Annotated in this window: 18 protein-coding genes, 6 pseudogenes and 1 other annotated feature; of the genes and pseudogenes, 10 read left to right on the forward strand and 14 right to left on the reverse strand. The window is 61.9% G+C overall.

What is annotated here, in order from left to right; all coding sequences use genetic code 11:
* Positions 1-181: 181 nt before the first annotated feature.
* Positions 182-519: pseudogene (locus ACYQ8K_RS10705) on the reverse strand (hypothetical protein); the annotation flags it as partial.
* Between the two features lie 162 nt (positions 520-681).
* Here ACYQ8K_RS10705 and ACYQ8K_RS10710 point away from each other — a divergent pair.
* From ACYQ8K_RS10710 to ACYQ8K_RS10735, 6 genes and pseudogenes are all read left to right on the forward strand, one after another.
* Positions 682-1,176, forward strand: a complete 495-nt coding sequence (locus ACYQ8K_RS10710; RefSeq protein WP_459968674.1) for a transposase — start codon at positions 682-684, stop codon at positions 1,174-1,176.
* Positions 1,050-1,166 (forward strand) — a sequence feature (AL1L pseudoknot). It overlaps the preceding gene by 117 nt.
* A complete protein-coding gene (locus ACYQ8K_RS10715; protein ID WP_459968676.1) occupies positions 1,173-1,397 on the forward strand; it encodes an IS3 family transposase in 225 nt (74 codons plus the stop codon). The genes ACYQ8K_RS10710 and ACYQ8K_RS10715 overlap by 4 nt, the downstream gene beginning before the upstream one ends.
* 6 nt (positions 1,398-1,403) lie before the next feature.
* The gene (locus ACYQ8K_RS10720; RefSeq protein WP_459968678.1) at positions 1,404-1,877 is read left to right on the forward strand and encodes a DDE-type integrase/transposase/recombinase; all 474 of its coding nucleotides are present in this window, start codon (positions 1,404-1,406) and stop codon (positions 1,875-1,877) included.
* Positions 1,783-2,724, forward strand: a pseudogene (locus tag ACYQ8K_RS10725) (IS30 family transposase); the annotation flags it as partial. The gene ACYQ8K_RS10720 and the pseudogene ACYQ8K_RS10725, both read left to right, overlap by 95 nt.
* 44 nt (positions 2,725-2,768) lie before the next feature.
* Entirely contained in the window at positions 2,769-3,173 is a 405-nt protein-coding gene (locus ACYQ8K_RS10730) for a hypothetical protein (RefSeq protein WP_459968680.1), read from the forward strand.
* 348 nt (positions 3,174-3,521) lie between these two features.
* Positions 3,522-3,911: an integrase core domain-containing protein gene (locus ACYQ8K_RS10735; RefSeq protein ID WP_459968714.1), complete on the forward strand. Its 390-nt coding sequence runs from the start codon at positions 3,522-3,524 to the stop codon at positions 3,909-3,911.
* Positions 3,912-4,191: 280 nt separating this feature from the next.
* Here ACYQ8K_RS10735 and ACYQ8K_RS10740 read toward each other — a convergent pair whose 3' ends face one another.
* The 3 genes from ACYQ8K_RS10740 to ACYQ8K_RS10750 are packed head-to-tail and all read right to left on the reverse strand — an operon-like array spanning position 4,192 to position 8,191.
* Positions 4,192-4,893, reverse strand: coding sequence for a TetR/AcrR family transcriptional regulator (locus ACYQ8K_RS10740; protein WP_459968682.1), 702 nt, complete (start codon positions 4,891-4,893; stop codon positions 4,192-4,194).
* Positions 4,890-7,763, reverse strand: a complete 2,874-nt coding sequence (locus ACYQ8K_RS10745) for an MMPL/RND family transporter (RefSeq protein WP_459968684.1) — start codon at positions 7,761-7,763, stop codon at positions 4,890-4,892. Before ACYQ8K_RS10745 ends, ACYQ8K_RS10740 begins: the two co-directional genes overlap by 4 nt.
* The gene (locus tag ACYQ8K_RS10750) at positions 7,760-8,191 is read right to left on the reverse strand and encodes an MmpS family transport accessory protein (RefSeq protein ID WP_459968716.1); all 432 of its coding nucleotides are present in this window, start codon (positions 8,189-8,191) and stop codon (positions 7,760-7,762) included. The genes ACYQ8K_RS10745 and ACYQ8K_RS10750 overlap by 4 nt, the downstream gene beginning before the upstream one ends.
* A gap of 442 nt (positions 8,192-8,633) precedes the next feature.
* Between ACYQ8K_RS10750 and ACYQ8K_RS10755 the strand changes: the two genes are divergently transcribed.
* On the forward strand, positions 8,634-8,765 hold the full coding sequence (locus ACYQ8K_RS10755) for a hypothetical protein (RefSeq protein WP_459968686.1): 132 nt from the start codon (positions 8,634-8,636) through the stop codon (positions 8,763-8,765).
* 703 nt (positions 8,766-9,468) lie between these two features.
* Here the strand turns inward: ACYQ8K_RS10755 and ACYQ8K_RS10760 are convergent.
* Positions 9,469-10,124 (reverse strand): annotated as a pseudogene (locus tag ACYQ8K_RS10760) (AAA domain-containing protein); the annotation flags it as partial.
* Between the two features lie 895 nt (positions 10,125-11,019).
* On the opposite strand from ACYQ8K_RS10760, the gene ACYQ8K_RS10765 reads away from it, so the two are divergent.
* Positions 11,020-12,057 carry an NAD(P)-dependent alcohol dehydrogenase gene (locus ACYQ8K_RS10765; protein ID WP_459968688.1) on the forward strand — a complete coding sequence of 346 codons (1,038 nt, stop codon included), beginning with the start codon at positions 11,020-11,022 and terminating at the stop codon, positions 12,055-12,057.
* A gap of 1,360 nt (positions 12,058-13,417) precedes the next feature.
* Here the strand turns inward: ACYQ8K_RS10765 and ACYQ8K_RS10770 are convergent.
* Positions 13,418-14,532 (reverse strand): annotated as a pseudogene (locus tag ACYQ8K_RS10770) (MMPL family transporter); the annotation flags it as partial.
* Positions 14,529-14,939 (reverse strand): MmpS family transport accessory protein, encoded by a 411-nt coding sequence (locus tag ACYQ8K_RS10775; RefSeq protein WP_459968690.1) that lies wholly within the window; start codon positions 14,937-14,939, stop codon positions 14,529-14,531. The pseudogene ACYQ8K_RS10770 and the gene ACYQ8K_RS10775, both read right to left, overlap by 4 nt.
* Positions 14,940-15,444: 505 nt before the next feature.
* On the opposite strand from ACYQ8K_RS10775, the gene ACYQ8K_RS10780 reads away from it, so the two are divergent.
* The gene (locus ACYQ8K_RS10780) at positions 15,445-16,341 is read left to right on the forward strand and encodes an alpha/beta fold hydrolase (RefSeq protein ID WP_459968718.1); all 897 of its coding nucleotides are present in this window, start codon (positions 15,445-15,447) and stop codon (positions 16,339-16,341) included.
* Between the two features lie 188 nt (positions 16,342-16,529).
* On the opposite strand, the pseudogene ACYQ8K_RS10785 reads toward ACYQ8K_RS10780, so the two are convergent.
* Both ACYQ8K_RS10785 and ACYQ8K_RS10790 read right to left on the reverse strand, forming a co-directional pair.
* Positions 16,530-17,045 (reverse strand): annotated as a pseudogene (locus ACYQ8K_RS10785) (SDR family NAD(P)-dependent oxidoreductase); the annotation flags it as partial.
* Positions 17,046-17,052: 7 nt separating this feature from the next.
* Positions 17,053-18,195: an acyl-CoA dehydrogenase family protein gene (locus ACYQ8K_RS10790; RefSeq protein WP_459968692.1), complete on the reverse strand. Its 1,143-nt coding sequence runs from the start codon at positions 18,193-18,195 to the stop codon at positions 17,053-17,055.
* Positions 18,196-18,426: 231 nt separating this feature from the next.
* On the opposite strand from ACYQ8K_RS10790, the pseudogene ACYQ8K_RS10795 reads away from it, so the two are divergent.
* Positions 18,427-19,210, forward strand: a pseudogene (locus ACYQ8K_RS10795) (FadR/GntR family transcriptional regulator).
* A 17-nt stretch (positions 19,211-19,227) separates the two neighbouring features.
* On the opposite strand, the gene ACYQ8K_RS10800 reads toward ACYQ8K_RS10795, so the two are convergent.
* The 5 genes from ACYQ8K_RS10800 to ACYQ8K_RS10820 all read right to left on the reverse strand — a co-directional run bounded on the left by ACYQ8K_RS10800 (position 19,228) and on the right by ACYQ8K_RS10820 (position 24,663).
* Positions 19,228-19,929, reverse strand: coding sequence for a hypothetical protein (locus ACYQ8K_RS10800; RefSeq protein ID WP_459968694.1), 702 nt, complete (start codon positions 19,927-19,929; stop codon positions 19,228-19,230).
* Positions 19,930-19,990: 61 nt separating this feature from the next.
* Positions 19,991-20,707, reverse strand: a complete 717-nt coding sequence (locus tag ACYQ8K_RS10805; RefSeq protein WP_459968695.1) for an Mce protein — start codon at positions 20,705-20,707, stop codon at positions 19,991-19,993.
* Positions 20,671-22,146, reverse strand: coding sequence for an MCE family protein (locus tag ACYQ8K_RS10810; protein ID WP_459968697.1), 1,476 nt, complete (start codon positions 22,144-22,146; stop codon positions 20,671-20,673). Before ACYQ8K_RS10810 ends, ACYQ8K_RS10805 begins: the two co-directional genes overlap by 37 nt.
* Position 22,147: 1 nt before the next feature.
* Complete coding sequence (locus ACYQ8K_RS10815; protein ID WP_459968699.1) at positions 22,148-23,308, reverse strand: MCE family protein; 1,161 nt, start codon at positions 23,306-23,308, stop codon at positions 22,148-22,150.
* Positions 23,305-24,663: a virulence factor Mce family protein gene (locus tag ACYQ8K_RS10820; RefSeq protein WP_459968701.1), complete on the reverse strand. Its 1,359-nt coding sequence runs from the start codon at positions 24,661-24,663 to the stop codon at positions 23,305-23,307. Before ACYQ8K_RS10820 ends, ACYQ8K_RS10815 begins: the two co-directional genes overlap by 4 nt.
* Between the last annotated feature and the right edge of the window lie 105 nt (positions 24,664-24,768).

Genomic DNA, 24,768 nt, shown 5'->3' on the forward strand with positions numbered 1-24,768 from the left:
ACAGCGTCCCGACTACGAGGACACCACACACACCCGCACGACCGCGTCGACGCGGGCCAGCACATTATCGTGGGTGATCACCTCCTGCGGAGCTGGTCAGCGTCACCAGTCGTTGGTCAACCCGAACCATCTTGTCCAGGAGCGGGATAGGAACGGCTGCCCAAGCCCGTAGAGAGGGCGCACCCATCCTGAAAAAACGCCGCGTTCGTACTCGCGCAACTCGGTCAGCGACCACGTGGTTCGACGCGTTGGACCGGTGGCGCGCGAGTCCAAGCAGCGCAACGACCAGCACGGTACCCGTGAGGACCGATACGTCAGGTCCTGAGTGGTCGGAAAGCAGTGTGGCAAGCGGTAGAGCGATCCCAGATGCTGCTACGCAGCAGGCGATCCCGCGATGAAAGCGGGCGGCGTCCGAGTTCGGCCATGGATAGACCTCGCGCCCGACCTCGCGGCCGTGCTCAGAGGTCGTGCAGTGGGAGATTTGACGGGGCAGCTGTTGCACACCACCTGCACGCGACGAATCGTCAACTCAGGCTGGTCTGCCCGCTCTCGTTAAGTGCTCTCTCACGAATACGGACCACTGACGCATGCCCAAACCCGCATGCCGGCAGTGCGTAAACGTCTTTCATGGTTCCGCGTCCAACGCGCTCTGGGCGCCTTTGCTGCGGATCGCCTACGCGGATGAACTTCAGTGTCAATAGCACACCGACGAACGGAACCAACTGTGAAGTGCCCCAGGTTTTGTTCCGATCCTTAATAGGAGGATTGGACGCTATACCTCGACAGTATTCGCCGGAGTTTCGCCAGCGTGCGGAGCGGTTGGTGGACACCACGATGGAAACCTCGGATATTTCTGAGTTCGAAGCCATCAAGTCGGTGGCTAGCAAAATCGGCGTCGCGCAAGAGTCGGTGCGTCGATGGCGGCGCAAGGCCCAGGTCGATGCCGGCGAACGTCCCGGCACGACCAGCTCCGAGCACGCCGAGATCCGCAGGCTCAAGCGTGAGGTCGCCGACTTACGCAGGGCCAACGAGATTTTGAAGACTGCGTCTGCGTTTTTCGCAGCGGAGCTCGACCGCCCCGCAACGAATTGCTCGCCTATATCGATGCCTATCGCGATCAGTTCGGGGTCGAGCTCATCTGCGCGGTGCTGCGGGCAGCAATCCCGGGATTTTTGACCTCTCGAGGCTACCGAGCCGCCCGGACGCGCCCGCCCTCCGATCGCGAGATCCGTGATGAACAGCTGATCGCCGAGCTGGCCACGGTGCACCGCGAGAACTACTCGGTCTACGGGGCCAAGAAGATGCATGCGGCGATGACCCGGCGCGGCTGGCACCTCGGCAGAGAACAAACCCGCAGGTTGATGCGCAAGGCCGGGTTGCGCGGGGTGCAGCGCTGAAAGCCGGTGTTCACCACGATCACCGACCCGGCGGCCAGCCGCCCCGCCGACCTGCTCAACCGCCAGTTCAAGGCCCCCTCACCCAACAGGCTGTGGGTCGCGGACATCACCTTCGTGCGGACCTGGCACGGGCTTTGCTACACGGCGTTCGTCACCGACGCCTGCACCAAGAAAATCGTCGGCTGGGCCGTCTCGGCGACCATGCGCACCGAAGACCTGCCCTTGCAGGCATTCAATCATGCTGTGTGGCAGTCGGACTCAACACTATTTGAGTTGACTCATCATTCCGACCGCGGATCGCAGGGCGGATTCAATCGATGGTCGCAACACCTCGTGATCGTGGAGGTGTTGGATGGTTCGTCGTCAGCAGGCAGCAGATCGGGCGATCAGGCCCAAGCGCAGGTCGCCGGGTCATCCGAAGTTCCAGCGTCATGTCGAGGTGGGGTTTTGGGAGCAGATCGCCAGAGGGCTGCTGCCTGAGGAGGCCGCGTTGGCTGGCGGGGTGTCGCAGCCGGTTGGTGCGCGCTGGTTCCACAACGCTGGCGGCATGCCGCCATTTGACCTGACGTTCAAGCCCTCTGGGCGTTACCTGTCGTTCCCGGAGCGTGAGGAGATCGCGCCGCTGAGGACCCAAGGCAGCGGTGTGCGCGAGATCGCCAGAGTGATCGGGCGTGATCCGGGAACGGTGTCGCGCGAGCTGCGTCGCAACGCCGCTGTTCGCTACGGCAGTAGCGGTTACCGGGCCTCGGTTGCACAATGGAAGGCCGACATGGCCGCGCGTCGGCCGAAGACGGCGAAATTGGTCGCCAACCCGCGACTGCGCGCCTATGTCGAGCAACGATTGTCCGGGCAGATCAGCCGACCCGATGGGACTTTGATCGCTGGGCCGCCACTGCCGAAGTTCACCGGGCGTAATAAGCCGCACCGCAAGGACCGGCCGTGGTCGCTAGCGTGGAGCCCAGAGCAGATCGCCCGCCGGCTCAAAGTCGACTTTCCTGAGGACGATTCCATGCGCATCAGCCACGAGGCGATCTACCAATCGCTCTACGTCCAGGGCCGTGGCGCGCTCAAACGGGAATTGGTCTGGTGTTTACGCACCGGACGTGCACTGCGAGCGCCGCGGGAGCGGTCACGGCGAAAGACCTGGGCGCATGTCACCGCTGAGACGCTGATCAGCCAGCGACCCGCCGAGGCCGAGGACAGAGCGGTTCCAGGGCATTGGAAGGGTGATCTGCTGATCGGTTTGGAGCGTTCGGCGATCGGCACCCTGGTCGAACGCAAGACTCGTTTCGCGATGCTGATCCATCTCCCGCGGGAGGTAGGTTACCGGCACGGCCCAGGTGGCTGCGCTCGACGACTTCGGCGCGGTGCTTGATACCGGAAGGTTCAAAGCCGGACCGTGCCGGCTATGCCGAGCGCAGCCACCTGGGCCACATCCTGACCTTCGCGATCGAGGGCACCGGCTCCTACGGCGCAGGTCTAACAGCAGCCGTGCGTCGCAGTGATATCGGTGTCGTGGAGGTAACTCCGACAGATCAAAATCGCCAAGATATTGCGGTCAAAGCCCGTACGGCAGCGATGATCTCGCTGAAGACGGTCATCGTCAACGCCCCAGACGAGCTGCGTGAACAACTGCAGCCCTTGTCCAAGATGGCCCTAATCCGCCGCTGCGCCGGCCTGAGGCCAGCTGACATCAGCACAGTTGAAGCCGCAACCAAGCACACCCTGCGCTCGATCGCCCGCCGCTGGCAGCATCTCAACGAGGAGATCACCTAACACGAGAAACTACTCGCCCAATTGGTCAACGCGATCGCGCCACAGTTGACCGCAGCATTCGGCACCGCCGCTGAGATGCTCATCGTCGCCGGCGACAACCCCGACCGGATCCGTACTGAAGCCGCCTGGGCCAAGCTGTGCGGCGTGTGCCCGATCCCAGCGTCCATGGCAAAACCGTTCGCCACCGGCTCAACTGGGGTGGGCACCGCCAAGCTAACGCGGCGCTCTACCGCACCGTCATCGTGCGAATGCAACACCATCAACCCACCCAGGCCTACGTGGCGAGACGCACCGCCGAAGGCAAGTCCAAGGCCGAAATCATCCGGTGCCTAAAATGCTTCCTTGCCCGTGAGATATGGGCCCTCATGCGTCCACTGCGGACCACTCCACAAGCCGAAAAACCAGCCGCTTGACGGATATAGGAGCATCAACGCCCTCGCCGAAGCGGTCAACGCCGCCTACAAGACCGACTTGATCAACCGCGGCAGGCCCTGGCGCTGCATCGACGACGTGGAACTCTCGACCGCCCAATGGGTCGCCTGGTACAACCAGGAACGCCTACATGAAGCCCTCGGCTACGTTTCACCGTCCGAGTACGAGGCCGCCCTCACCGGCACCTCACAACCAGCGAGCCAGCCAACCCCGGCCCTCGCAACCGAGGAACAAAACCTGGGGTACTTCACACCCGCACGAGGGTTGCCGTCGGCCTTCGAAGCGCTGACCGGTCGCAGTTTGTAGCGCCAGATGTGGTGCCCGCAGTTCTGCCAGGCGATGCCTTCGTTCTCGACATACTCGACGACGGTGCTGCGCATGCAGCCTCGCTGCGCGGTGGCGATGATGGCGTTGTACGAGGTCGGTCATGTGCAGGCCGGCTGGCCAGCGGCGCATTGCGGTGTGGAACGTTGAACCCAACCTCAGAGAGGTTGGCTCGGACGAGCTTCAGCCAAGGGGCTGATGGCCGTTCGCATCTAAGTAGATAAGATTCAACGCCGACCCGGCGGTGATTAGTCGTAGCGAGTTACCGGCGGTCGGGCCTGGTGCCACCGGCGGAGCAAGTGATTGCCGGCATCACAAGCGTATTGATGACGTGCTGCACGAATTCGGCGTCGACGGTCTGTCCACCCGCAGCGCGTAGCAGACCCATCGCCGGGATCACATCGGCGACAAGTGACCAATCGCGGTCGCCGGAAATCTCGCCGCGTTCGGCAGCCTGGGCGAAAATGGCTGACACCACCCGGCGGCCTTTGAAAAGAATCAAATCGTCGAGTACAGAAGCCAGATCGGGATCGTGAGCAGCTTCCAACGCGACGCGCAGGATCAGGTCGTTGGAGATCAGGCCATCGTCGTTGCGGGCTGCGCGCTCGACGATGACGTCCAGATCACCCGCTAGGCTGCCGGTATCAGGCGGGTCGTCGTCCAACAGATCCGGTCGCCAATAGACCAACGCGTCGGTAATCAGTGCTGTCTTGGATGACCAGCGGCGATAGATGGCGGCTTTACCGACACCGGCCCGTGCGGCGATGTCGTTCATATTGGTGGCGTCGTAGCCGCGTTCGGCGAGAATTTCCAAGGCGGCGTTGAGGATCGCGGGATCACGTGAGCGGTCCAGGCGCCCGTTGGTACGTTGGCGCAGTTTGGATTCCGATTCGGGGGTGGACCCGGGTTGAGTGGCCGTCGACGATGGTGTCGACGGCCGGCCAGATGCTCGGATGGCCCTCATGTGGTCGGGACTCGCGGGATTGGTGCGGTGCTGTCGTCGGAATACTGCCCGGGACGGGTCCTGTTCACGATGTTGAAGGTGTTCATCGGCCACCAGAACCAGCGGCCAAGTGCCGCGGCGATCGATGGGGTCATGAACGCACGCACGATCAGCGTATCAACGATCAGACCGATGCCGATGGTCATACCCAGTTGGCCGATAACGCGCAGGTCGCTGACGATCATCGACATCATGGTGAACGCGAACACCATCCCTGCCGCGGTGACGACGCGTCCGGTTGCTCCCATACCGCGGATGATGCCGGTGTTCAGTCCCGCATGTATCTCCTCTTTGAGGCGCGAAACCACGAGCAGATTGTAGTCCGAGCCCACTGCCAGCAAGATCACTATGGACAGCGGAATCACAATCCACTGCACGCCCAAGCCCAGGATGTCTTGCCACAGCAGCACGGACAGCCCGCATGCGGTGCCCAGCGATGCGGCCACGGTGCCGACTATCACCAGTGCTGCCACCAGACTGCGGGTGATCACCAACATGATCGCGAAGATCAGGATCATCGACGCGATGACCGCGATCATCAGATCGGTCTTGACGCTGTCCTGCATGTCGGCGTACATCGACGCGGTGCCGGCAAGCGAAACCTGCGCATTGGACAATGGGGTGTTCTTGACGGCGTCCGCGACGACACCTTTGAGGTCGCGGACGTGGGCGATGCCTTCGGTGGAGGCGGGGTCGCCCTGATGGGTGATGATGAAACGGACAGCTTTACCGTCAGGCGAGACGAACATCTTGAGGCCACGGTTGAAATCAGGGTTCTGGAACACATCCGGTGGCAGGTAGAAGAAATCGTCGTTCTTGGCCTGGTCGAAGTACAGCCCGATCTCGGTCGCACCTTTGGCCAGTTCCTGTTGCTGAGCCTGGGTGCCGGCCATGGTGCTGTGGGTCGCGATCATGAAGTCGCGCATCTTTTTCATTGAGTCGATGGTCGACTTCAGAATCGGCAACATCTGTGGCATCAACTGATCCAAGCGGTCCAAATCGGTTGTGAGGCCCTGGAGCTCGTCGGTGATCGCGTCGATGCCGTCGAGAGTGTCGAAGACGGACCGCAGTGACCAGCAGATCGGAATGTCATAGCAGTGCTTCTCCCAATAGAAGTAGCTACGGATCGGTCGCCAGAAATCCTCGAAATCGGAGATGTTGTTGCGCAACTCCTTAGTGGTGTCCACCATCTCGTGAGTGCGGCCGACCATGCTGTGTGTGGTCGCCGTCAGCTCGGAGGTGATGGTGTACATGCGTTCCATGCTGGCGACGGTCCTGCTCATTTCGTCGGCCTGTTGGAGCATTTGAGCTGAGTTGTCGTTGTTGAACTTGGCGGACTGAAGGGTGCCGGCGTTTTGCGCACCAAGCATGAATGGAATCGAACTGTGCTCGATCGGCGAACCCAGTGGGCGCGTGATGGTCTGCACCCGATCGATGCCCCGCATATGTGCCACGTTCTTGGCGACCCGGTCGATGACGAGCATGTCGGCGGGGTCGCGCAGGTCGTGATCGGCCTGCAGCATCAACAATTCCGGGTTCATGCGAGCCTGGGAGAAGTGCCGGTCCGCGACGCCCATGGCGAGGTTGGCGGGCATGTTGGCAGGGGTGAACTTCTGGTCGTTGTATTGCGGTACATAGGTCAGCAGGCTGGTGAAACCGATGACGGCGACCATGGTGGTGACAAAGATGATCGGGATCGGCCACCGAACGACAGCGGTGCCGACCTTGCGCCAACCCCGTGCGGAGAGGTCACGTTTGGCGTCGAGTAGACCGAATTTGGACCCCACCGTGAGTATTGCCGGTGCGAGCGTCAGCGCGGCGGCGATGATCACCAAGACCGAAATCGCGCACGGCAGACCCATGGTATTGAAGTACGGCAGTGTGGTGAAGCTCAGGCACATGGTGGCACCCGCAATCGTCAAGCCCGAACCCAGAATGACGTGCGAGACACCGTGATAGGCCACGTAGAACGCGTCTTCGCGATCTAAGCCTTTCGATCTTTCCTCTTGGTACCGGCCCAGTAGGAAGATGACGTAATCCGTTCCGGCGGCGATGGCCAGCATGGTCACCATGCTCACCGCGTACGGGGTCAAACCGATGATGTGCAGGTAACCGGCGCCGGCTGTAACACCTTGGGCAGCAAAGAGTTCCAGTCCGATGATGACCATGGACACCAGCATCGTCACGACCGAGCGGTAGATGGCGAGCAGCATCACGATGATGACGGCGACCGATACCAACTCCATCGTTGCCATGCTTTGGTGCCCGGCGACGCTGGTATCGGCGTTGAGAACGCTGTTGCCGGCGACGTGGGCCTTGATACCCGGCGGCGCCGGTACCGAATCGACGATGTGACGAACGGCGGCCACCGACTCATGGCTTTCACTAGTGCCCTGCGAGCCGTTGAGGAAGATTTGCACGTACGCCGACTTGCCGTCGACGCTCTGCGAGCCCGCAGCGGTGAGCGGATCACTCCAGAAATCCTGAACGTTCTGCACATGCTGGTGATCGGCCTTCAGCTTGGCGACGATCTCGTCGTAGAACTTATGCGCGGAATCGCCGAGCTTGTCCTTGCCCTCGAACACGACCATCGCCGAAGAATCCGAATCGTACTGCTGAAAGACTTTGCCGATATTCAGCATTGCCTGATACGCCGGCGAATCGGTCGGGCTCATCGGCACCGACCGGCTCGCCGCCACCTCATCGAGAGACGGGACCAGGAGACCCAGCCCGACCGCGGCGAGCACCCAGAACACGATGATCGGCAGCGAAAAGATCCGGACCATCCGCCCCAAGAACGGGCGATGGGGCTTCGAATGTTGGATGCTCATACGGATTTCACCAAGCAGTAGATGAACGGTTTAACCAAATCGGTGCTGGACCGGTCGTCGCGCACGTCACCGTCGACCGTCACCCGGCATCGAAGGCCGCTGACATTTCGGTCACCCTGAGCCATAATGTTGGCCGACATCGACGGCAACGTCGTCACGATAGTGAACGACCAAGGCATCGGCGTGTTTTCGACGAGATGGGGCTGACCGTTCTCATCGAGGTAGTTGAGATTCGCGGTGCCCCCGGAGCCGCTGACCTCGTACGTAATGTGCTTCGGGTTGAAGTTCGCGGTAATCCCAGACCCCTCCGCGGACTTCGGCGCTCGCGGTCCTCCGGACCCATGAATGCGCAGAATGGCATAAGCACCCAGCGCAGTCACTACCAGGAGAAGCATTGGGATCCACAAGCGCTTCATCAGCCGGTACACCACTGCATGCCCCTGCCCAATTCGGTTCATTGATCAAGCCACATGGCATCGAGTAGCCGCACCGCCCGCCGTAACGGAACCGGAGTTCCTCGGTTTGTGACGGTGAGAAACGTACCTCAGGCGAGCGGACTCCGCCGCTAACGCATGGGCCGCGGAACAGCCCGCGCCGGCCACGGCGGCCTGGGTTGCGCCGTGAGAACACCAGAATTCGACAACCAAGCAACTCGCGAGCCAGTCGTCGAAAGACCCAATATCCTGCACTTCACCGCCGCGATGGCGTAGTTGAGCAAAAATCTGGTGGAGGCTGTGATTCAGCTCACCGGCCGTGTAAGTTGTGATCAAACCCATGGATAGAGGCAAACAAATGATCCGAAGGCAGAACCGTGCGGCAATCGCCGGTCCATCTCCAGCCGCGGGAACGTTGACCACCCACCGGCTGTGGGTGAGCCTGGTATTGATGCTCTTCATCGCCGGGGTCAGCTCCACCTTGGTGGCCGCCGCGCTCGGGCAGGTGCTCGTAGCCATGATCATCGGCCTCATTACGGGCGCGTTCTTCGCCGGCATGGCCAGCTGACAGATCGACGCCGCGCGCACAGCGTATCGGTGAAGCGAAAGAGCGCTCGCCTGTCAGTTCTCACTGCAACTGCGGCATCGCAGGTCAAGACGTGCAAAGTGCCCCAGATTCAATGAGGCCCGACAATGCCGAAACTATCTGTCACCCATGTCATTACCGTGAGGCCATGCAGTTGCGCCATATTTGCGAGGTCTGCGGCACCGAGGAGATTCTGACCGCCGAGGCCGCCTATCACACGGGGTGGGACTACCCGCCGCGAATACGCGTACTGGGCGTCATCGGCCCACGCACCTGCTCCAACTGCGCAGTGAATCGGACCGTGTGGTGGGCAATCACGGTCGAAGGCGCCACAGCAGAAAGCGGGCATCGCGCGAATCCTCGGGGAGCCAACCAGCATCGCAGAGCCCTGAAATAGACCTGGCGCCCGCCGGCACGCCGGCGGCCATAGCCTCCGCCACCGACCGCGACACCACGGCGACCGAACCCTAAACGACAGCAGTCACCACAACTCCCCTTTCCGGGAACCGCGGGCCGACCCGAATGGCCTGCCCTACAGGTGCGACTCTACTGCCCCACACCGACAAATCCGGACCATCGACGAAACCCTGGCTTTGACAGCTCCTTTCAACCTTCCACTCTCACCCGTGCCGAGTGAGGGTGGAGGCACGGGGTGGGGTGGGTTTCGCGGCCTGGCCGCGCCCGGTCAGAGCGCGGCCAGCACCGCCCGCGCGTGCGCGGCTTGCGGATCGTCGTCAGCGGCGGCGTCGAGCAGCAGCGCGGTTGCCGGGTCGGTGAGGATCGTCAGGCGCCCGGTGACGGCTCAGGGTCACGCACATGCGACCCGCGTCAAGCGCGAACGATTCGGCGTGGGTATCCGGCCATCGGGTACAGCGCGACGACAGCTGGCCGTTCCAAGCCCTGCAGGGCGTTGACGGTGCCCACCAGCACGTCGGGCATGTCGGGCAGCAGCGCCCGCACCGCACCGGCCTGGGCCACGTGGGGCACCACCACAGCGATGTCGGCAGCGGTCAGCGGTTCACTGATTCCGCCTCGCCGGTAGTCATGCCACGTCAGTTCGCGCACCCGCTCGGCCAACGCGGTCAGCAGCGCCGGGTCGGTCGGACCGTGACGCGCCTGGGTTGTGCGACTGACGATTTCAGCGAACACAGTGCCGTCCGGTGCGATCACCGCCTCGTCGGGGCGGCGTGATGTGAACGGCATCTGCGGGTAGAGATGCTGCGACACCAGTGCGCAGGTCTGCGGCCCAAGTCGCCAGGAGTTCGTCTGTTCGTGCACGGTGACCGCCGCCTCGCCGCGCGCGGCCAGTAGCGCCGATGGGGTGGGCTGATGTGGGCCTGTAGGTCAGGAAATGAGCCATCCAACTTCTTTAGATCGGAGACACCTCGCACGGTCGCCCAGCAGACGGGGACCCGGCTTCCCGATCGTTATGCTCAACCACGAACAAAACCTGGGGTACTTCAACTGGGGCATCGAGATCAGCGTGTAACGACGGACCTCAACGCGGGGACTTACGCGCGTATCTGTATAGCGATTCGAACGCGATCAAGGGGTCCAGGACGTGGGTTAACCGATAGCAAATGCGCTGGATCCAACCGCGATCCGTATTCTCGGAAATCTCGGGAAATGCCTTGAATGACAACGATACCCGCTGTGCCCCGGTTTCTTCGAGGCCGTGATCATATCCACGCTCAGCCGTTCGTCGATCCTGTTAGGCGCCCTAATGCGTTGTGCGGCCGGGCCGATCGAGCTTCAGTAGCGTGGTGGCACGATCGTCTTCCGCACACTGGGAAGTTTCGTCGTCGGAACCTTCAGCGGTGGAAGTCGATCATGTCCTGCTCGCTCATACCAGTGCACAACCGTACCCAGCCACGGTGCAATACATTGCTATATGTGTGTGGCATGCCTTGACCGACTCGGCGAACTCGCATCCACCCCCCGCCGGGCACAACTCCGTACTGGCAAACCACGGACGCATGTTTGAAACTAGCCGTATACAAGAGTTCTCAGCTTATAGTATAACTATATATATGTTTGTGCACGGTTTGCTCAATAATCGAAGCGGAGCCGACGGTTTCTCACGTAAGCTCATAGAGTCACGGTTGGTACCGACAAAGTTGTCCGGGAGTCATCGATCGGCTCGGCTTCAGTCGCAAGGCCCTCGCTGGCGATCGCGCGGTCCCGTGTCCGAGCATGGGGTGATTAACCCCGGGCCTCATTTAGCGGCAGGACAATGATGACCACTGTCTTGGCTTATGCCGCCCCGTCTGCGACCGAACCGTTGGCGATGACCACGATCGAGCGTCGCCCCATCGGCCCCCGCGACGTCGCGATCGTGATCAAATTCGCCGGTATCTGCCATTCCGATATTCACATTGTCCGTGGCGAGATGGGCCAGCGGACTTACCCTCTGGTGCCGGGCCACGAGATTGCCGGCGTTGTTGGCGCGATCGGTTCCGAAGTCTCTAAGCACGCAGTCGGCGATAGGGTTGGAGTGGGTTGCTTTATCGACTCGTGTCGCGACTGCGCTAACTGCGTTGCCGGGTTGGAGCAGTACTGCTTGCGCGGCATGGTTCCAACCTACGGCGGCGTAGGCACTGACGGTCAGCTGACGCAGGGCGGGTATAGCGGCGCTCTCGTCGTCGACGAGAACTACGTGTTGCGCATACCTGACGCATTGCCGCTAGATGCTGCGGCACCGTTGCTGTGCGCCGGCATCACCACATATTCGCCGCTGAGGCATTGGAAGGCCGGAGCGGCTAAGCGCGTTGGGATCATCGGGCTTGGCGGTCTCGGCCACATGGCTGTCAAATTCGCCGCGACGATGGGTGCCAATGTCACGGTACTTAGTCAGTCCCTCAAGAAGATGGAGGATGGGCTGCGGCTGGGCGCGAGTCACTATCACGCCACTGCAGACCCAAACACGTTCAAGCAGCTTGCCCGCTCATTCGACTTGATCTTGAACACCGTATCAGCAGATATCGACGTCGGCCGGTATCTGCGGCTGCTAGAAATCGACGGCACGATGGTCGAACTCGGCATGCCCCGACACCCGCCCACCGTACCGATGATGGCGCTCATGCGCCGCAGGCTGACCGCATCGGCAATCGGCGGGATCGCCGAAACCCAGGAGATGCTGGATTTCTGCGCGGGGCACGGCATCGCGCCCGAAATCGAATTGATCGAGCCCGAGTGCATTAACGAAGCCTACGAGAGGGTGCTGGCCAGCGATGTGAAGTACCGGTTTGTAATTGACACCGCTTCGCTGGCATAGCCGTTCATCTCGACCTGGAGAGCGCGCGTGCTCAAAATAATCGACAAGTGCGTTGCTCGTCCGGCGCACCCCGCACCGCTGCTATTTGCCCGTGGCACTTATCATTTCGCACGGTGCTGGGACGAACACTTCCTGGACCTCTTCGCCTCGGCCGGTTATCGCGCGGTCGCGATCAGTCTTCGCGGGCACAGTTGACGGCCGCATCGACGCCCTGATCAACATCGCGGGTGTGGCGACCTCCAAGCCCGCCCCGGGAAGACGTTACCAACGTCGAGGATCAGATCGCAGTGAACCTCATAGCCTCTTTTCGGCTCTCGGATGCCGTCGCGCGCACCATGCGGATGCGCGGCGAGGGCGGCGTGGTGGTCAACATTTTCCGGATCGTGGGTGGCGGGGTACCGCCCGACTCCCCACCGGCGGGCACTCGAGTACCAAGGACGGTACGATCACGTTGACTCGCGAGCTGGCCCATCAATGAGGCCGCTATGGCATCCGTTGTCAACGCCCTTGGGCCAGGCTGATTCCAGCGCGGTGCGGGCCGGTGGATCGAGGAACGGATCTCGGCGCGCCGTCGCGGACGCTCGGAGGAGGAATTGGACGGTGCCCTGTTGTTTCTGGCAAGTGAAGCTGGCAGCTATGTCACACGCCTGACGCTGATTGCAAATCATGCCCGTACAAAACGCTGAACGCGCTGGTTGGTCTGCCGCCTGACGCTTCCAAGCATGCTGGGATTACCGACCGGAGCCGGTATCGGCTGTGCGGTTTGGATCATGGCTATTCGGCGCGCCTACACTGTTCGCCTCGAAGGGGTCACGTATCTCGACGCCGCTACCGATACCAGATTTAATGTCCTAGAACAGCTGTCGCGGTACGGCCTCCAACTGGAGGTCAACAGAGACCAGGTCGTGCGGGTTCGAAATCATCATCGTGGTAATCAACCGGGAAAACGCTGCCACCGTCACCGGTGTTGACCCGTGCTGGCCTTGGCCCAGCGGAAGCTGGATTGGCGGAAACCACAGAGCGCATTGCACCTGATCACCCGGCCGATGCGACAACCGGTCCGCCGGATCCCTGGGCACGTACTCGCGCCAGCCCCAACCAACCACCTACCCACCCACCGCCCAATGATTTTCGCCGCATTATCGGGATCTGCGCCAACAGCTCCCGCGTACGCGGCTTACACGGGTCGAATGTCACGGACCCAAATACGCCGATATCGCGGCGGTGGCTCCGCTGCAATCGCCCCAGCAGCCGCTTTCCGTGACGTCCCCATCTGGCGCGCGATTGCCCGAATCGACAACCCCCTCAAGGGCGTAGAGATACTTGACCTGCACCCCATCCTGCACTGTGATCACCCGTCCGAGGTGCCCACCTTGCGCCACCCCCGCACATCGACCGCGCGTCTGGTAAATAAGCCTAACCGTGAGCCGACAGCCAACACTGCCGGTGCAAGGGTCAGCGCGGCGAAGACGATGACGAGCAGCGCTATCGCGCAGGGCAGTCCCATGGTCTGGAAATAAGGAGCCGGGCTGCCGTTAGGCACAGGCAGGTACCGGCGATGGTCAGACCCGAGCCCAGGATGACGTGGGACACGCCGTGGTAGGCGGTGTAAAAGGCCTCCTCACGGTCTTGGCCGATCGATCGTGCTTCGTGATAGCGGCCCAGCAAGAAGATGACGTAGTCGGTCCCCGAAGCGATGCCGAGCATGGTGATCATGCTGACGGCGTACGGGGTGAGGCCGATGATGTTGAGGTCGCCTGCGGTAGCTGTAACGCCTTGGGCCGCAGAGAGTTCGATGCCGATTACTGCCAGGCACAAGATGGTGGTGACGATCGACCGATAGACCAGCAGTAGCATCCCGAAGATGACGGCGATGGAGACCAGCGCCATTGTGGCCATGCTCTTGTGTCCGACCACGCTGGTGTCGGCGTTGAGCACGGTGTTGCCGGCCACGTAGGCCTTGACGCCTGGTGGCGCGGGGGTGTCGGTGACGATCTTGCGCACCGCGGCGACGGATTCATGGCTGGGGGTCGTGCCTTGGGCGCCGTTGAGGAATACCTGGACGTAGGCAGCCTTGCCGTCCGGGCTTTGCGAACCGGCAGCGGTCAGCGGGTCGCCCCAGAAGTCTTGGATGTTCTGGACATGGGAGCGATCTTGTTTGAGTTTGCTAATAATGTGGTTGTAGAAGTCGTGCGCGCTGTCGCCGAGTTTGTCCTGGCCTTCCAGGACCACCATCGCCGTGGAGTCGGTGTTGAACTCCTGGAATTTTTGGCCGATGTGCATCATTGATTTGAACGCCGGGGCGTCTCTGGGAGTCATGGGCACCGAGTGTTGGGCCGCAACATCGTCCAAAGAGGGCGAGAACACACCGAGGGCTACGGCGATTAAGAGCCATCCCAGGATGATTGGCAACGACAGTGCGCGGATCAGCCGAGGAATTACCGGCAGGCGCGGCTTCAGATGCGGGTTGCTCATACAGATTTCACCAAGCAGTAGATGAACGGTTGGTAGTCGTCGGTTTTGCGGTCGTCGCGCACCTGGCCATCGACAAGGACGCGGCACCGCAAGGCGTGTACCTCTGTGCTGGCTTGAGCCACGATGTTGGCCGACATCGAGGGCAGCGTGGTCACGATGGTGTAGGACCATGGCAACGCGGCGGTATCAACGAGGTGCGGCTGCCCATTTTCGTCGAGGTAGTTGGCGTTCACCGTTCCAGTCGGCGCACCTGTTATTTCGTAGGTGATGTGCTTGGGATGGAACGGTTTGGTGTTGTCACCACTGCCCTCGCCGCTTCCGACGGTGCCATAGGTGCCGAATGTGTCGCGGATCCGGACGACTGTGTATGCGCCCAACGAAATCACCACTAGGAGGAGCAGGGGCATCCACACCTTGGTGAGCATTCGGAACAAGGCATCTCGCCCTTCGTTTTCCGCTTGTGTGTTGCGATGCCATCCAGGCGTCTAGCTGTTAATCGTCAGCGACTCAACTGCGACGGAACTTGGGTTCCGTCGAATGGGAACTGTACAGCATCAGGCGCTGGGCCGCGCACCAGCGCTCGAAGCGCAACGCCGCCGGGCTCATGCACCGCACCGGGTCACGTATACATCCGAACCTGGGGACGGAAATGCTGAGTGACACGAAAGATCAACCCAGACAACATGTTTAAGTCTCCCTTTATCGGCATCGGCGAGCCGGACATGTCCCTGCTCGTTCAGTTTCGCCTTGATGCACACATTTCGTCGTCATGGCGAGCCATAGGTCGAGCCTGATGCTCAAGGCCTTTAAAAGACTTCGGTATCGGCCTTCAGCGATCGGAGCGCCATTGACGCCGTAAAGTCAGTAGGCGTCGGGGCTGGTCTTGAATTTCCGGACACGGAGGTCATTAACCTGTTTTCTCGTTCGACTCCAGCGGCGACTCGACCATCCTGGTTCAGCGCCGCGCTCAACCAACAACCAGAGCATTCCGACGTCGACGTCGAGGGCTGCCACATCCATCTCCGCGCGTGGGGCGATCGGGCACGACCCCCGGTGGTGCTCGTGCACGGCGGCGGAGCGCACTCGGGTTGGTGGGATCACATCGCGCCCTTTTTTTCCCGCACTCATCGCGTGATCGCGCCCGATCTGTCCGGGCACGGTGATAGCGGCATTCGCGGCACTTACGATCTGCGCACCTGGGCAAGTGAAGTGATGGCCGCCTCTGCGGCCGCAGGGGCCTTGGGGCAACCGACCATCGTCGGGCACAGTATGGGCGGTTGGGTCGCTGCCGAGGCGGCCATGCATTTTGGCGATCAGGTCAACAGCATGGTGGTGATCGACTCGCCGCTGCGCGACCGTGCGCCCGAAGCAACTCGGCTGCGCAACCGCAATCACACCCGTTATGCGACCAGAGACGAAATCTTGGCCCGCTTCACGGCTGTGCCCTCCCAGGAGGTACTCCTCCCCTACATCCGCGATCACATCGCAGCCGAATCGATACGGAGATCCGGCAAAGAGTGGATTTGGAAGTTCGACCCGGCGATCTTCGGCGGTGAGCTCTTCGATCCGGCTCCCGTGGACGACGACTCGCTGGATGACATGATGATCACAATGCGTTGTCGCGTAGGCTATTTGCGCTGTGAAGCCGGATTGGTGTCCCTCGCAATGGCTGAACGCATCCGGTCCCTCCTCCAGCTTAGGGGCCCGTTCGTGGAGCTCGCGGAAGCCGGCCACCATCCCATGCTCGACCAACCGCTGCCGCTGGTGGCAGCGTTGCGCACGCTGCTGGAATTCTGGTCAATCACCTAGGTGCCGTCGATGCGCCCTATGACTCACATCATCGATTTTGGCCGTGAATCCACCGAATACGTTGTCTGACAAGTTCTTTTCGTCCGGACATGTAGCGAAATGTGTCGCCGGGATAGCATTCGCGAAGGGTTTACCGCCGGTGAGTCGACGTATCGCCATGGCAGGACTGGGCCGGCTGGTCACGCTGATTACCGGGGTGCCATACAGATGGCGGCATCCAGACGGATCGCCTCGCCGTTGAGCATGGGGTTGGCGATGATGTGGGCAGCCAAGGCAGCGTACTCATCAGGGTCGCCGAGGCGCGCTGGGTGCGGTACTTATTGGCCAAGCGACTGTTGAGCCGGTTCGGGCAGCGATGCCAGCAACGGGGTCTTGAACAAACCCGGCGCGACGGTGACGACGCGGATCAGGTCACGGGACAGATCTCGCGCGATGGGCAGGGTCATGCCCACCATGCCGCCCTTCGACGCCGAGTAGGCGGCCTGCCCGACCTGGCCTTCGAAGGCGGCGACGGAGGCGGTGTTGATGATCACGCCCTCCTCGCCGACTGGATCGGTCTTCGCGATGCGTTCGGCGGCCAGGCGGATGACGTTGAAGGTGCCAATCAGGTTGACTTGCACGACTTTTTGGAACTCCGTGATCGGAAATGGTCCGCCTTTGCCCAGCGTTTTGGTGGCGCTGGCGATGCCGGCGCAATTGACGTTGGTCTCGTCACAGACCCAGATCCCGTCCGATCAGGTCTTTCATGATTTCGGTGGTGCCCCCGAAGATGGTCATGATCCGGGTGTCCACGTAGTCGCGTGCCACCCGGTATTCGTTGATGTAGCCGTATCCGCCGTGCAGCTGCACGCACGCGTCGACGACCTTCTTGGCTAGCTCGGTGCACCACCATTTGGCTTTGGCTGCCTCGACGGCGGTCAGCTCCTTGTCGACAACGGCGCGCAGACACCGGTCGATGTATTGTTCGGCGATCTCCAGTTCGGTATCGAGTTCGGCCATGACGAATCTGTTGTGTTGAAAGCTGCCGATCGGCTGCCCAAACGCCTCGCGGTCCTTGACGTATCGCAAAGTCTGACGCCATGTTTCGCGCGCCGCGGCGATGGCCGAGATCGCGATCGACAAGCGCTCCGATGGAAGGTTGTGCATGAGGTGATAGAAGCCGCGGCCTTCGTTGCCCAGCATGTTGGCGGCCGGAACGCGAACATTTTCGAAGTGCAGTTCGGCGGTGTCTTGCGACGGTAAGCCCATCTTGTCCAGTTTGCGGCCCCGGGTGAAACCCGTCATGTCGCGTTCCACCACTAACAGCGTGAATCCCTTATGGCCTGCCTCGGGGTCGGTGCGTGCGACCACGACCACGAGGTCGCAGTTGATGCCCGAGGAGATGAAGGTTTTCGAGCCGTTGAGGACCCAGTCGTCGCCGTCGCGAAGGGCCGAGGTGCGGATGCCGGCTAGGTCACTACCGGCCCCGGGTTCGGTCATGGCGATCGCCACGATCGTCTCGCCACTGGCGATGCCTGGCAGCCAGCGTTGTTTTTGCTCCTCGTCGGCAAGTGTCGTGAAGTATGGGCCGACTACATCGTTTTGTAACGTGAGTGCCGGTGCGACATTGCCGTAGCGCGACAGCTCTTCGTTGATGACAGCGTTGAATCGGAAATCATCCGAACCTCCGCCGCCGTATTCCTCGGGCAGGTTGAATCCGATCAGACCGTATTTTCCGGCGGTGACGTAGGCCGACCGATCGACGATCCGATCTCGCTCCCACTTGTCGGCGTTCGGCGCGACTTCACGCTCGATGTATTGCCGGGTAGTCTCGCGGAACTGCTCGTGCTCTGCGTCGAGAACAAGGCGCTTCATCGACGATTCCCTCCATAGCGACAATCGGATAAATGGTTATCTGTTTTGGGGATCCTACAGGGTTGGATGACGATGGGGTGAGCTGACCGATCTGCTGGTGCCCGGCGGCCCGGCGCCAGGGCTAAAACCGCGTCTTTAATACACGCCAGCTGCGACCAGGGCGTTTACGCGACAGTGCGCGCCGGCATGGTGTACGAGTGCTACATCAGCTCAGCCAGGAGGAGGGGTCGCATGTCTCGGCCGGAGTCGCTTGCGCCGATGTTCTTCAGCCGAGAGCGCGACCGTCAGGATACGCGCGCCGAAGACGGCGGAGCTCGTAGCGTGCACGCTGCGCAGGATGGTGGTCGACGGGCAGCTCAGACGGTGACTACCTGCCGCGTGAGGCGGATCTTATGGCGCATGTCCAGATCAGCACGCCGACTCTGCGGGAGGCGGCAGGAGTTTGGAGTCCGAACGCCTTATTGAGGTGCGCCGCGGTTCCCGGACGGACGCGCGGGTGCGCGTACCTGGCCCCGAGATCGTCGCGAAACCGGCGGGACTGTTGCTGGCGTTGACGGGCACGACGCTGGCGGACGTGTTGGCGGCACGCACCGCGATCGAGCCGCCGGCCGCCAAATTGCTCGCCGACCGTGGCGCCGGTACGGCTCACAAAGAATTCCGACGGTTGGTCGTTGACGTGCCTCGCGCCTGGGAAGCCGGTGAATTGGCTTCGGGTCGGCGCACCTGCATCGTCGCATGGTCGAACTTTCGGGCAACGCGACGCCGGGGATCATCGCCGGGATGCTGCACGAGATGGGTGAAAGACATGCTGCGGCAATCTCAATTGCCAGTGCAGCTCTTACGGTACCCAAGGCCGAGTACACGAGGCTGTTGAAATCCTATAGACGACTGGCAGCTTTACTCGAAGCTCGCACGGGTGGTGCCGCTGAAGCGCACTGGCGCAGGCACGTGGAGGCAGCAGGTGCGGCGATGTTGAGGCCTATGAGAAGACCAGGTCCGCGACATCATGGCTTAAGCCTCGCACTCGGGTGCTTACAGCGGATCGAACGATGAGATCAGCCAGCGGTCACCACTTTTGTCCAGAGTCACTCGCACGGTGGACGAGGTGTCGGTGGGGACGTCATTGCCGGCGGTCACGGTCTGGTTGACATATACGAGCACCACGGCGTGGTCCGGCGCAGCTGACACCAGGGCCGCTGCGGGCACGGTCGCGACCGCTGAGATGTGCTCTTTCTTCGCCCCTGGCACGACAACGTCGTGGGTCAACTGTGTGTATGCGTCCTTGAATTTGCCGGTGAGCCGATCGCGGGCGGCACCGAGGTCCTTTTCGGCGGTGTCGGGTTGGTAGGACAGGATGGCAACGGTGGAGTCTTTGGCCGCGGCCAGTGATTCGACCCCGGCAACCCCAGCCCCCCGGTCCCAGGCGTCTTGCCATTTGAGGTAGCCCACGCCGGCGGCCGCGGCCAACGCCAGAACGGGCAGTAGCCCGAAGGCCGCTACGCGTGACCATTTGGGTCGGCGTTTCGGTGAGGGTGTCGTATCGGCTTCTGAACTAACTGCCCGGTCGTCATCGCCGTCTTCGTTGTCCGCCTCAGCGACGGCATTGTCGTCGAATGTGTCTTCACCGCAATCGGTTTTGTCGTTCTGGTCGGTTATGGCGTCGGCTGGCTGCGTCGTCTCGTCAGCGGCCTTCAGTTCTTTTTGGTCAACTGCAGACCCGGATGTGATCCCCACTGTGGCGCCTCCTTAACTTTGATCTTTGGATTGGTCGGTGGTTGCCCTGCGGGCCGGGGTCTCATGGAACGAATGCGACGTTAGACACTTTCGCCTCGCTCCCGACTTTTTGCACGGTGATGCGCATCCGCCAGTGTCGCGGGTCTTGCTCGGCTGCACCGAGGTTGGAGGTCTTCACAGCGACAGCCACCAGGACCTGGGCTTGGTCTCCTGTTTGCGATTCCAGACCGGATTCGCTGATGGTTCCCACAGAGGTCGACTGTGCCTTTTTCACCACGTCGACGAAAAGCTTAGAGCGTTGGGAGAAATCGTCGTAGAAGGTGCCGGTGGCCGAATCCAGAATACGTTGAATGTCGGCGTCGGCGTGGTGCCAGTCGATGGTGGTCAGGTTCAGCGCACCTTGTCGGGCAACGCCGATCAATAACTGGCGTTGGTGTTGGGCTTGGTGTGACTGATACAGCTGGTAGCCGAACCACCAACCCAGCCCGCCTAGCGCGAGGAAGACCACCAGCAGGCACGCCATCGCCATCCGCACTGGCGAGCGTGGCTTCTTGGGCGTATTGTCCCCGGCTTCGCTGTCGGGTTGGTTCTCGACGGAGGCATCGCAGTCTTGGGCCCAGTCGGCCGTCGATTCTTCTGGCTGGGTGTCAGCGGTCGTCTCGGGTGCGATGTCGGAGTCCAGTGAATCCGCGTTGTTGGTCGACGTTGACGCGGATGACGTTGCCGTGGAGTCTGTTTCAGTCAGTTCTTTTTCGGCGGCATCAGCATGCTTTGCCATGTTTTCTCCTTCGTGCTCCCGTGGGCCAGGTCGGCTTGGCTGTACATGCGGCCGTCGGGTCCCATGTACATGCCGGTGGACGGGTCGTATTGGACGGCCGCGATCGGTGGCGGTGGCGGGCCGGGCGGCGAAGGCGGCGGCTGTTGCCCGGGCGGTTCGTCGCCGGGTCGCAGCTGCGGCACGCCCTGGCCGCTCAACGTCTCGTTGGGGTCACCTTTCCAGTTCCAGCCGTCGTTGAGCGGAACGTAGGTTTGGTCGCTTTCGCACAGTTTGACGGTCGGGGATCGTTTGCCCTCCCGTGTTTCACACGGGTAGTTGTGCGCGCCGCGCACGTTGAGCATCGAATCTTGCGGCACCCGGCAGTAGAAGTCGCCTTTGGGCGCGTCGGGGTAGTCCTCGTAGCTGGGGGCCCGCTGCTGTTGGGCGGGCAGGAAGCCGGTGGTGCAGGGCGGCGGCCAGTTGAGGTTCAAGTTGAAGCTCAGGAAAGCGCCGTTGTAGCCCTGTTTGGTGTTGCGGTTGGCGACACCGATCGCTTGGATGTCTGCGGCGCCCTGGGGCAGCTCGACCAGCAGGGATTCGAGATTGTCACGGTAGGTAACGCCAACCTGCCCGATGCTGACCAGGTTGGCCAGCACGATCGGCAGGGTGGGGCTGAGTCGGTCGAACAACTGCCGGGCTTCGGCGGCGGCGGGGCCGCCCTTTTTCAGCAGGCCGGCGACTGAGGAGTTGTTGTCGCGGAGCTCGGAGGTGATGGTGGCCAGGTGTGAAGCCCAGGCTTGAACTGCGTCTGAGGAGTCGGTCTGGCTGTCCAGCAAGGGTTTTGAGTTGTCGATGATGTTTGTGATTTGGTCGAGGTTGCGGCGGCTGTCGGCGGCCAGCTGGGTGGTGCCGTTCACCAGTCGGGAGAGATCGGGACCCAGTCCACCGATGGCGGTGTAGGCCTCGTCGACCACCGTTTTGACGTTGTCGCGCGGGATGACGGACAGGCCGCGGTTGGCGGCGGCAAGCAGGGAGTTGATGTCGGGCGGGACGTAGGTCCGGTCGACGGAGATGACATCGCCGTTTTTCAGGGACGGTCCTTGCCCGTTACGGGGAATGAGCTCGACGTATTGCTCGCCGACCGCGGAGACACTGTGCACCTGGGCATCGGAGTTGGCTGGGATGTGGACATCGGAGTCGAGTTGCAATATCGCCTCGGCGCCGGTCGCGCTTAGCTGCACGGCTTTGACTCGTCCGATCTCTACGCCACGGTAGGTGACGTTGCCGCCCGGGTACAGGCCGCCGGCCTGGGACAGCTGCACTGTGACGGTGTAGCGGCCGACGTTAAAGAACGTGCTCGGTATCTGCATGTAGTTGAAGAACATGATGCCGGCGGCGGTCAGGCTGATCACCGTGAAAACGATGAGTTGAATTCTGGTGCGCCGGGTCAGATTTTGCATGTCAGCGCCCCTGGTCGAAGTGGTAGGGCACAACGAGCGGGTTGCCGGGGTTGTATTGGCTGCCGCCGGTGCACGGGCTGGGCATTTGGCCGATGGTGCGTCCCCATTGCAGCTCTAGCTCGGTCAGGTTGCACTCGAAGCGGGTGCCGGTGAACAACGATGAATCGATACGGCTCAGCGTCAGATCGACCACGGCGGTCAGGTTGGCGTAGTCGCCGCGCAACCATTTGCTGAGCGTCTCGGCGGGGAATGGGAAGGTTCCGTAGAAACCGAGCGCCCGGGTCAGTGCCGGTCCGGCATCGGCCAGCGACTTCAGCACCGGACCAAGGTCGTTGAGTTCTTTGACCAAATTTTCTTTGGTCTTGCTGACCGAGTCAGCTGCCAGTGCGCCAAATTTGCCGGCTTCGCCGAGCGCGTCGGCGAGGTTGTTGCGTTCGTTTTTGAGAACCGTCAAGGCTTCGGGGATAGTTTTGAGGGCTTTGTCGACGATCGGTTTCTGGTCGGCGAACTGGCCGACCAGTTTGTTGAGGCTGTCGGTCGCGGCGATGATGTCGTGTTTTTGGTCGTTGAGGTAGCCGACGAATTTGTCGAGTTGGCCCAGTAGGTTGCGCAGGTCTTGTTCGCGTCCGCTGAACGCGGTGCTCAATGTCTTGGTGATGTCTTGGAGTTGGCCAAGTCCGCCGCCGTTCAACAGCAGCGACACCGCGGCCAACGTGCGTTCGGTGGACGGGTAAGCCCCCGCGGAGGACAGCGGGATTACTGAGCCGTTTGTCAGCTTGCCTTTGGGGGCAGCCCCGGCAGGCGGTGCGAGTTCGACGTGTACCGAACCGAGCAGGCTGGTCTGTCCGAGGGTCGCGGTGGCGTTGGCCGGCAAGTCCACATCGCCGTCAATCGTCATGGTGACCAGGGCGTGCCAGCCTTGCAGTTCGATGTTGGTCACGTTGCCGACGGTCACATCGTTGACGCGGACTCGCGAGTTCTGCTGCAGATTTTGCACGTCGGGCATCTGCGCCTGCACGGTGTAGGCGCTAGAGTCTCCGCCCTTTGTTCCCGGCAGGGCGACCGAGTTGAGTCCTTTGAATCCGCAGCCAGATAGTGCTGCGAGCACACAGGTCGCCAGTAATGCTGCAGCCGCGCGGTGGCGGTTTGGTGATCGCCTCATTGGCTACCTCCGGGGGGCATCATCATTCCGCGCAGGCCGTCGTCTGGGTTGGTCGGGGTGGGTTGGGCCGACGCTGTTTCGGGTGGTGCGTCGCCGGATTGCGGTGAAATAGCCGCTGGCGGTGGCGCATTGGGTGGGGGCGGGAGGTCAGACGGAGCCGGCGGGGCGGCGGCACCCGGCGGAGGAACGTAGTCGGGGCGCAGCCAGTCTTCGCTGTAGGTGATTTCGTTGGGGCGTGCGGTGGTTCCCACGAACAGGTTTTCCCCTAGCGGGGGGAAATTCACTTGACGGTTCTTGATGATGGGCGCCAAATACTGCACGCACAACTTGGCTGCGTCTTTGGCGCCGAGCCGTGATGCGGCTTGCACTGCCCCGCAGAGGAATTGGATGGTGTTGGCGAAGTTGTTGAATGCCAATGCTCCGGTCAGCGTTGCTTGTGCTGGCTGGTAGATGTTGAGGAAGTTCTGAAATGCGGTCGGTGCGACGTGCAGGAGTTGTTTGACGTCGTCCAGGCTGTCGTTGACGGCCTGGGTCACCGACGCCAACTTATCTGAGGTGGCGCCGAGCGCTTCACGGTTGTCGGCGACGAAGTTTCGCGCGTCGTTGGCGATGTCGTTGAGGTCGCGCACTGCGTTGCCAAGGTCGTTGGGATCACTGGCCAGCGAGCCCGTCACTGCGGCCAGGTTCTGGTTGAGATGGCGCAGCAGATCGTCGCTGTCGTGGAGCGCGGAAACGAGAATCGACAGGTTCTTGACGGTGGTGAACAGGTCGCTGCTGTGGTCACCGAGCGCTGAGATCGCCTGCGACAGTTTGATGATGGTGTTGCGGATGTCGGGGCCCTGGCCGCGGAGGTTGTCGGCGGCGGTGTTGATGAACTGTCCCAAGGTGCTGGTCCCGCCCGGGGTGGTTGGCTGCAACACCTGGGTTAGCTTTTCCAGCTGCTGACGAAAGTCGTCGTATTCCACGGGGACCGCGGTCCGCTTTTGGGGGATCACGGCATTGTCGGCCAGCGCCGCCCCTCCGGTGTAGGCGGGGGTCAACTGGATGGATCGAGGCGTGACCAGCGACGGCGATAGGATCACCGCCTTGGCGTCGGCGGGCACCTTGTATTTGTCGTTGTACCAGAAGGTAATCTTGACGTGGTCGGGTTGTGGTTCGATCTTTTCGATCTTGCCGACCGGCACGCCAAGGATGACGACGCTGTCGCCGTTATAGAGGCCGGTGCTGTTGGCGAAGTATCCAACGACGGTGGTTCGGCCTATCCCGGCTTCGGATTGCAGCATGGTGACGATGGCGCCGGCGAGGACGAACACCAGGGCAAGTGCCACCGCGATCCGCGCTGTGCGCCCGCTCACTGGCCACCTACTTCGATCGGACCCGAATAGTCAGGCGAAGGAACCGATTGGCCCTGTCCGGGGCCAGGGGGGGCCGGCGGTCCGGGCGGGGGCCCGCCCGGAGGG

This window comes from Mycobacterium sp. MUNTM1 (assembly GCF_054660795.1).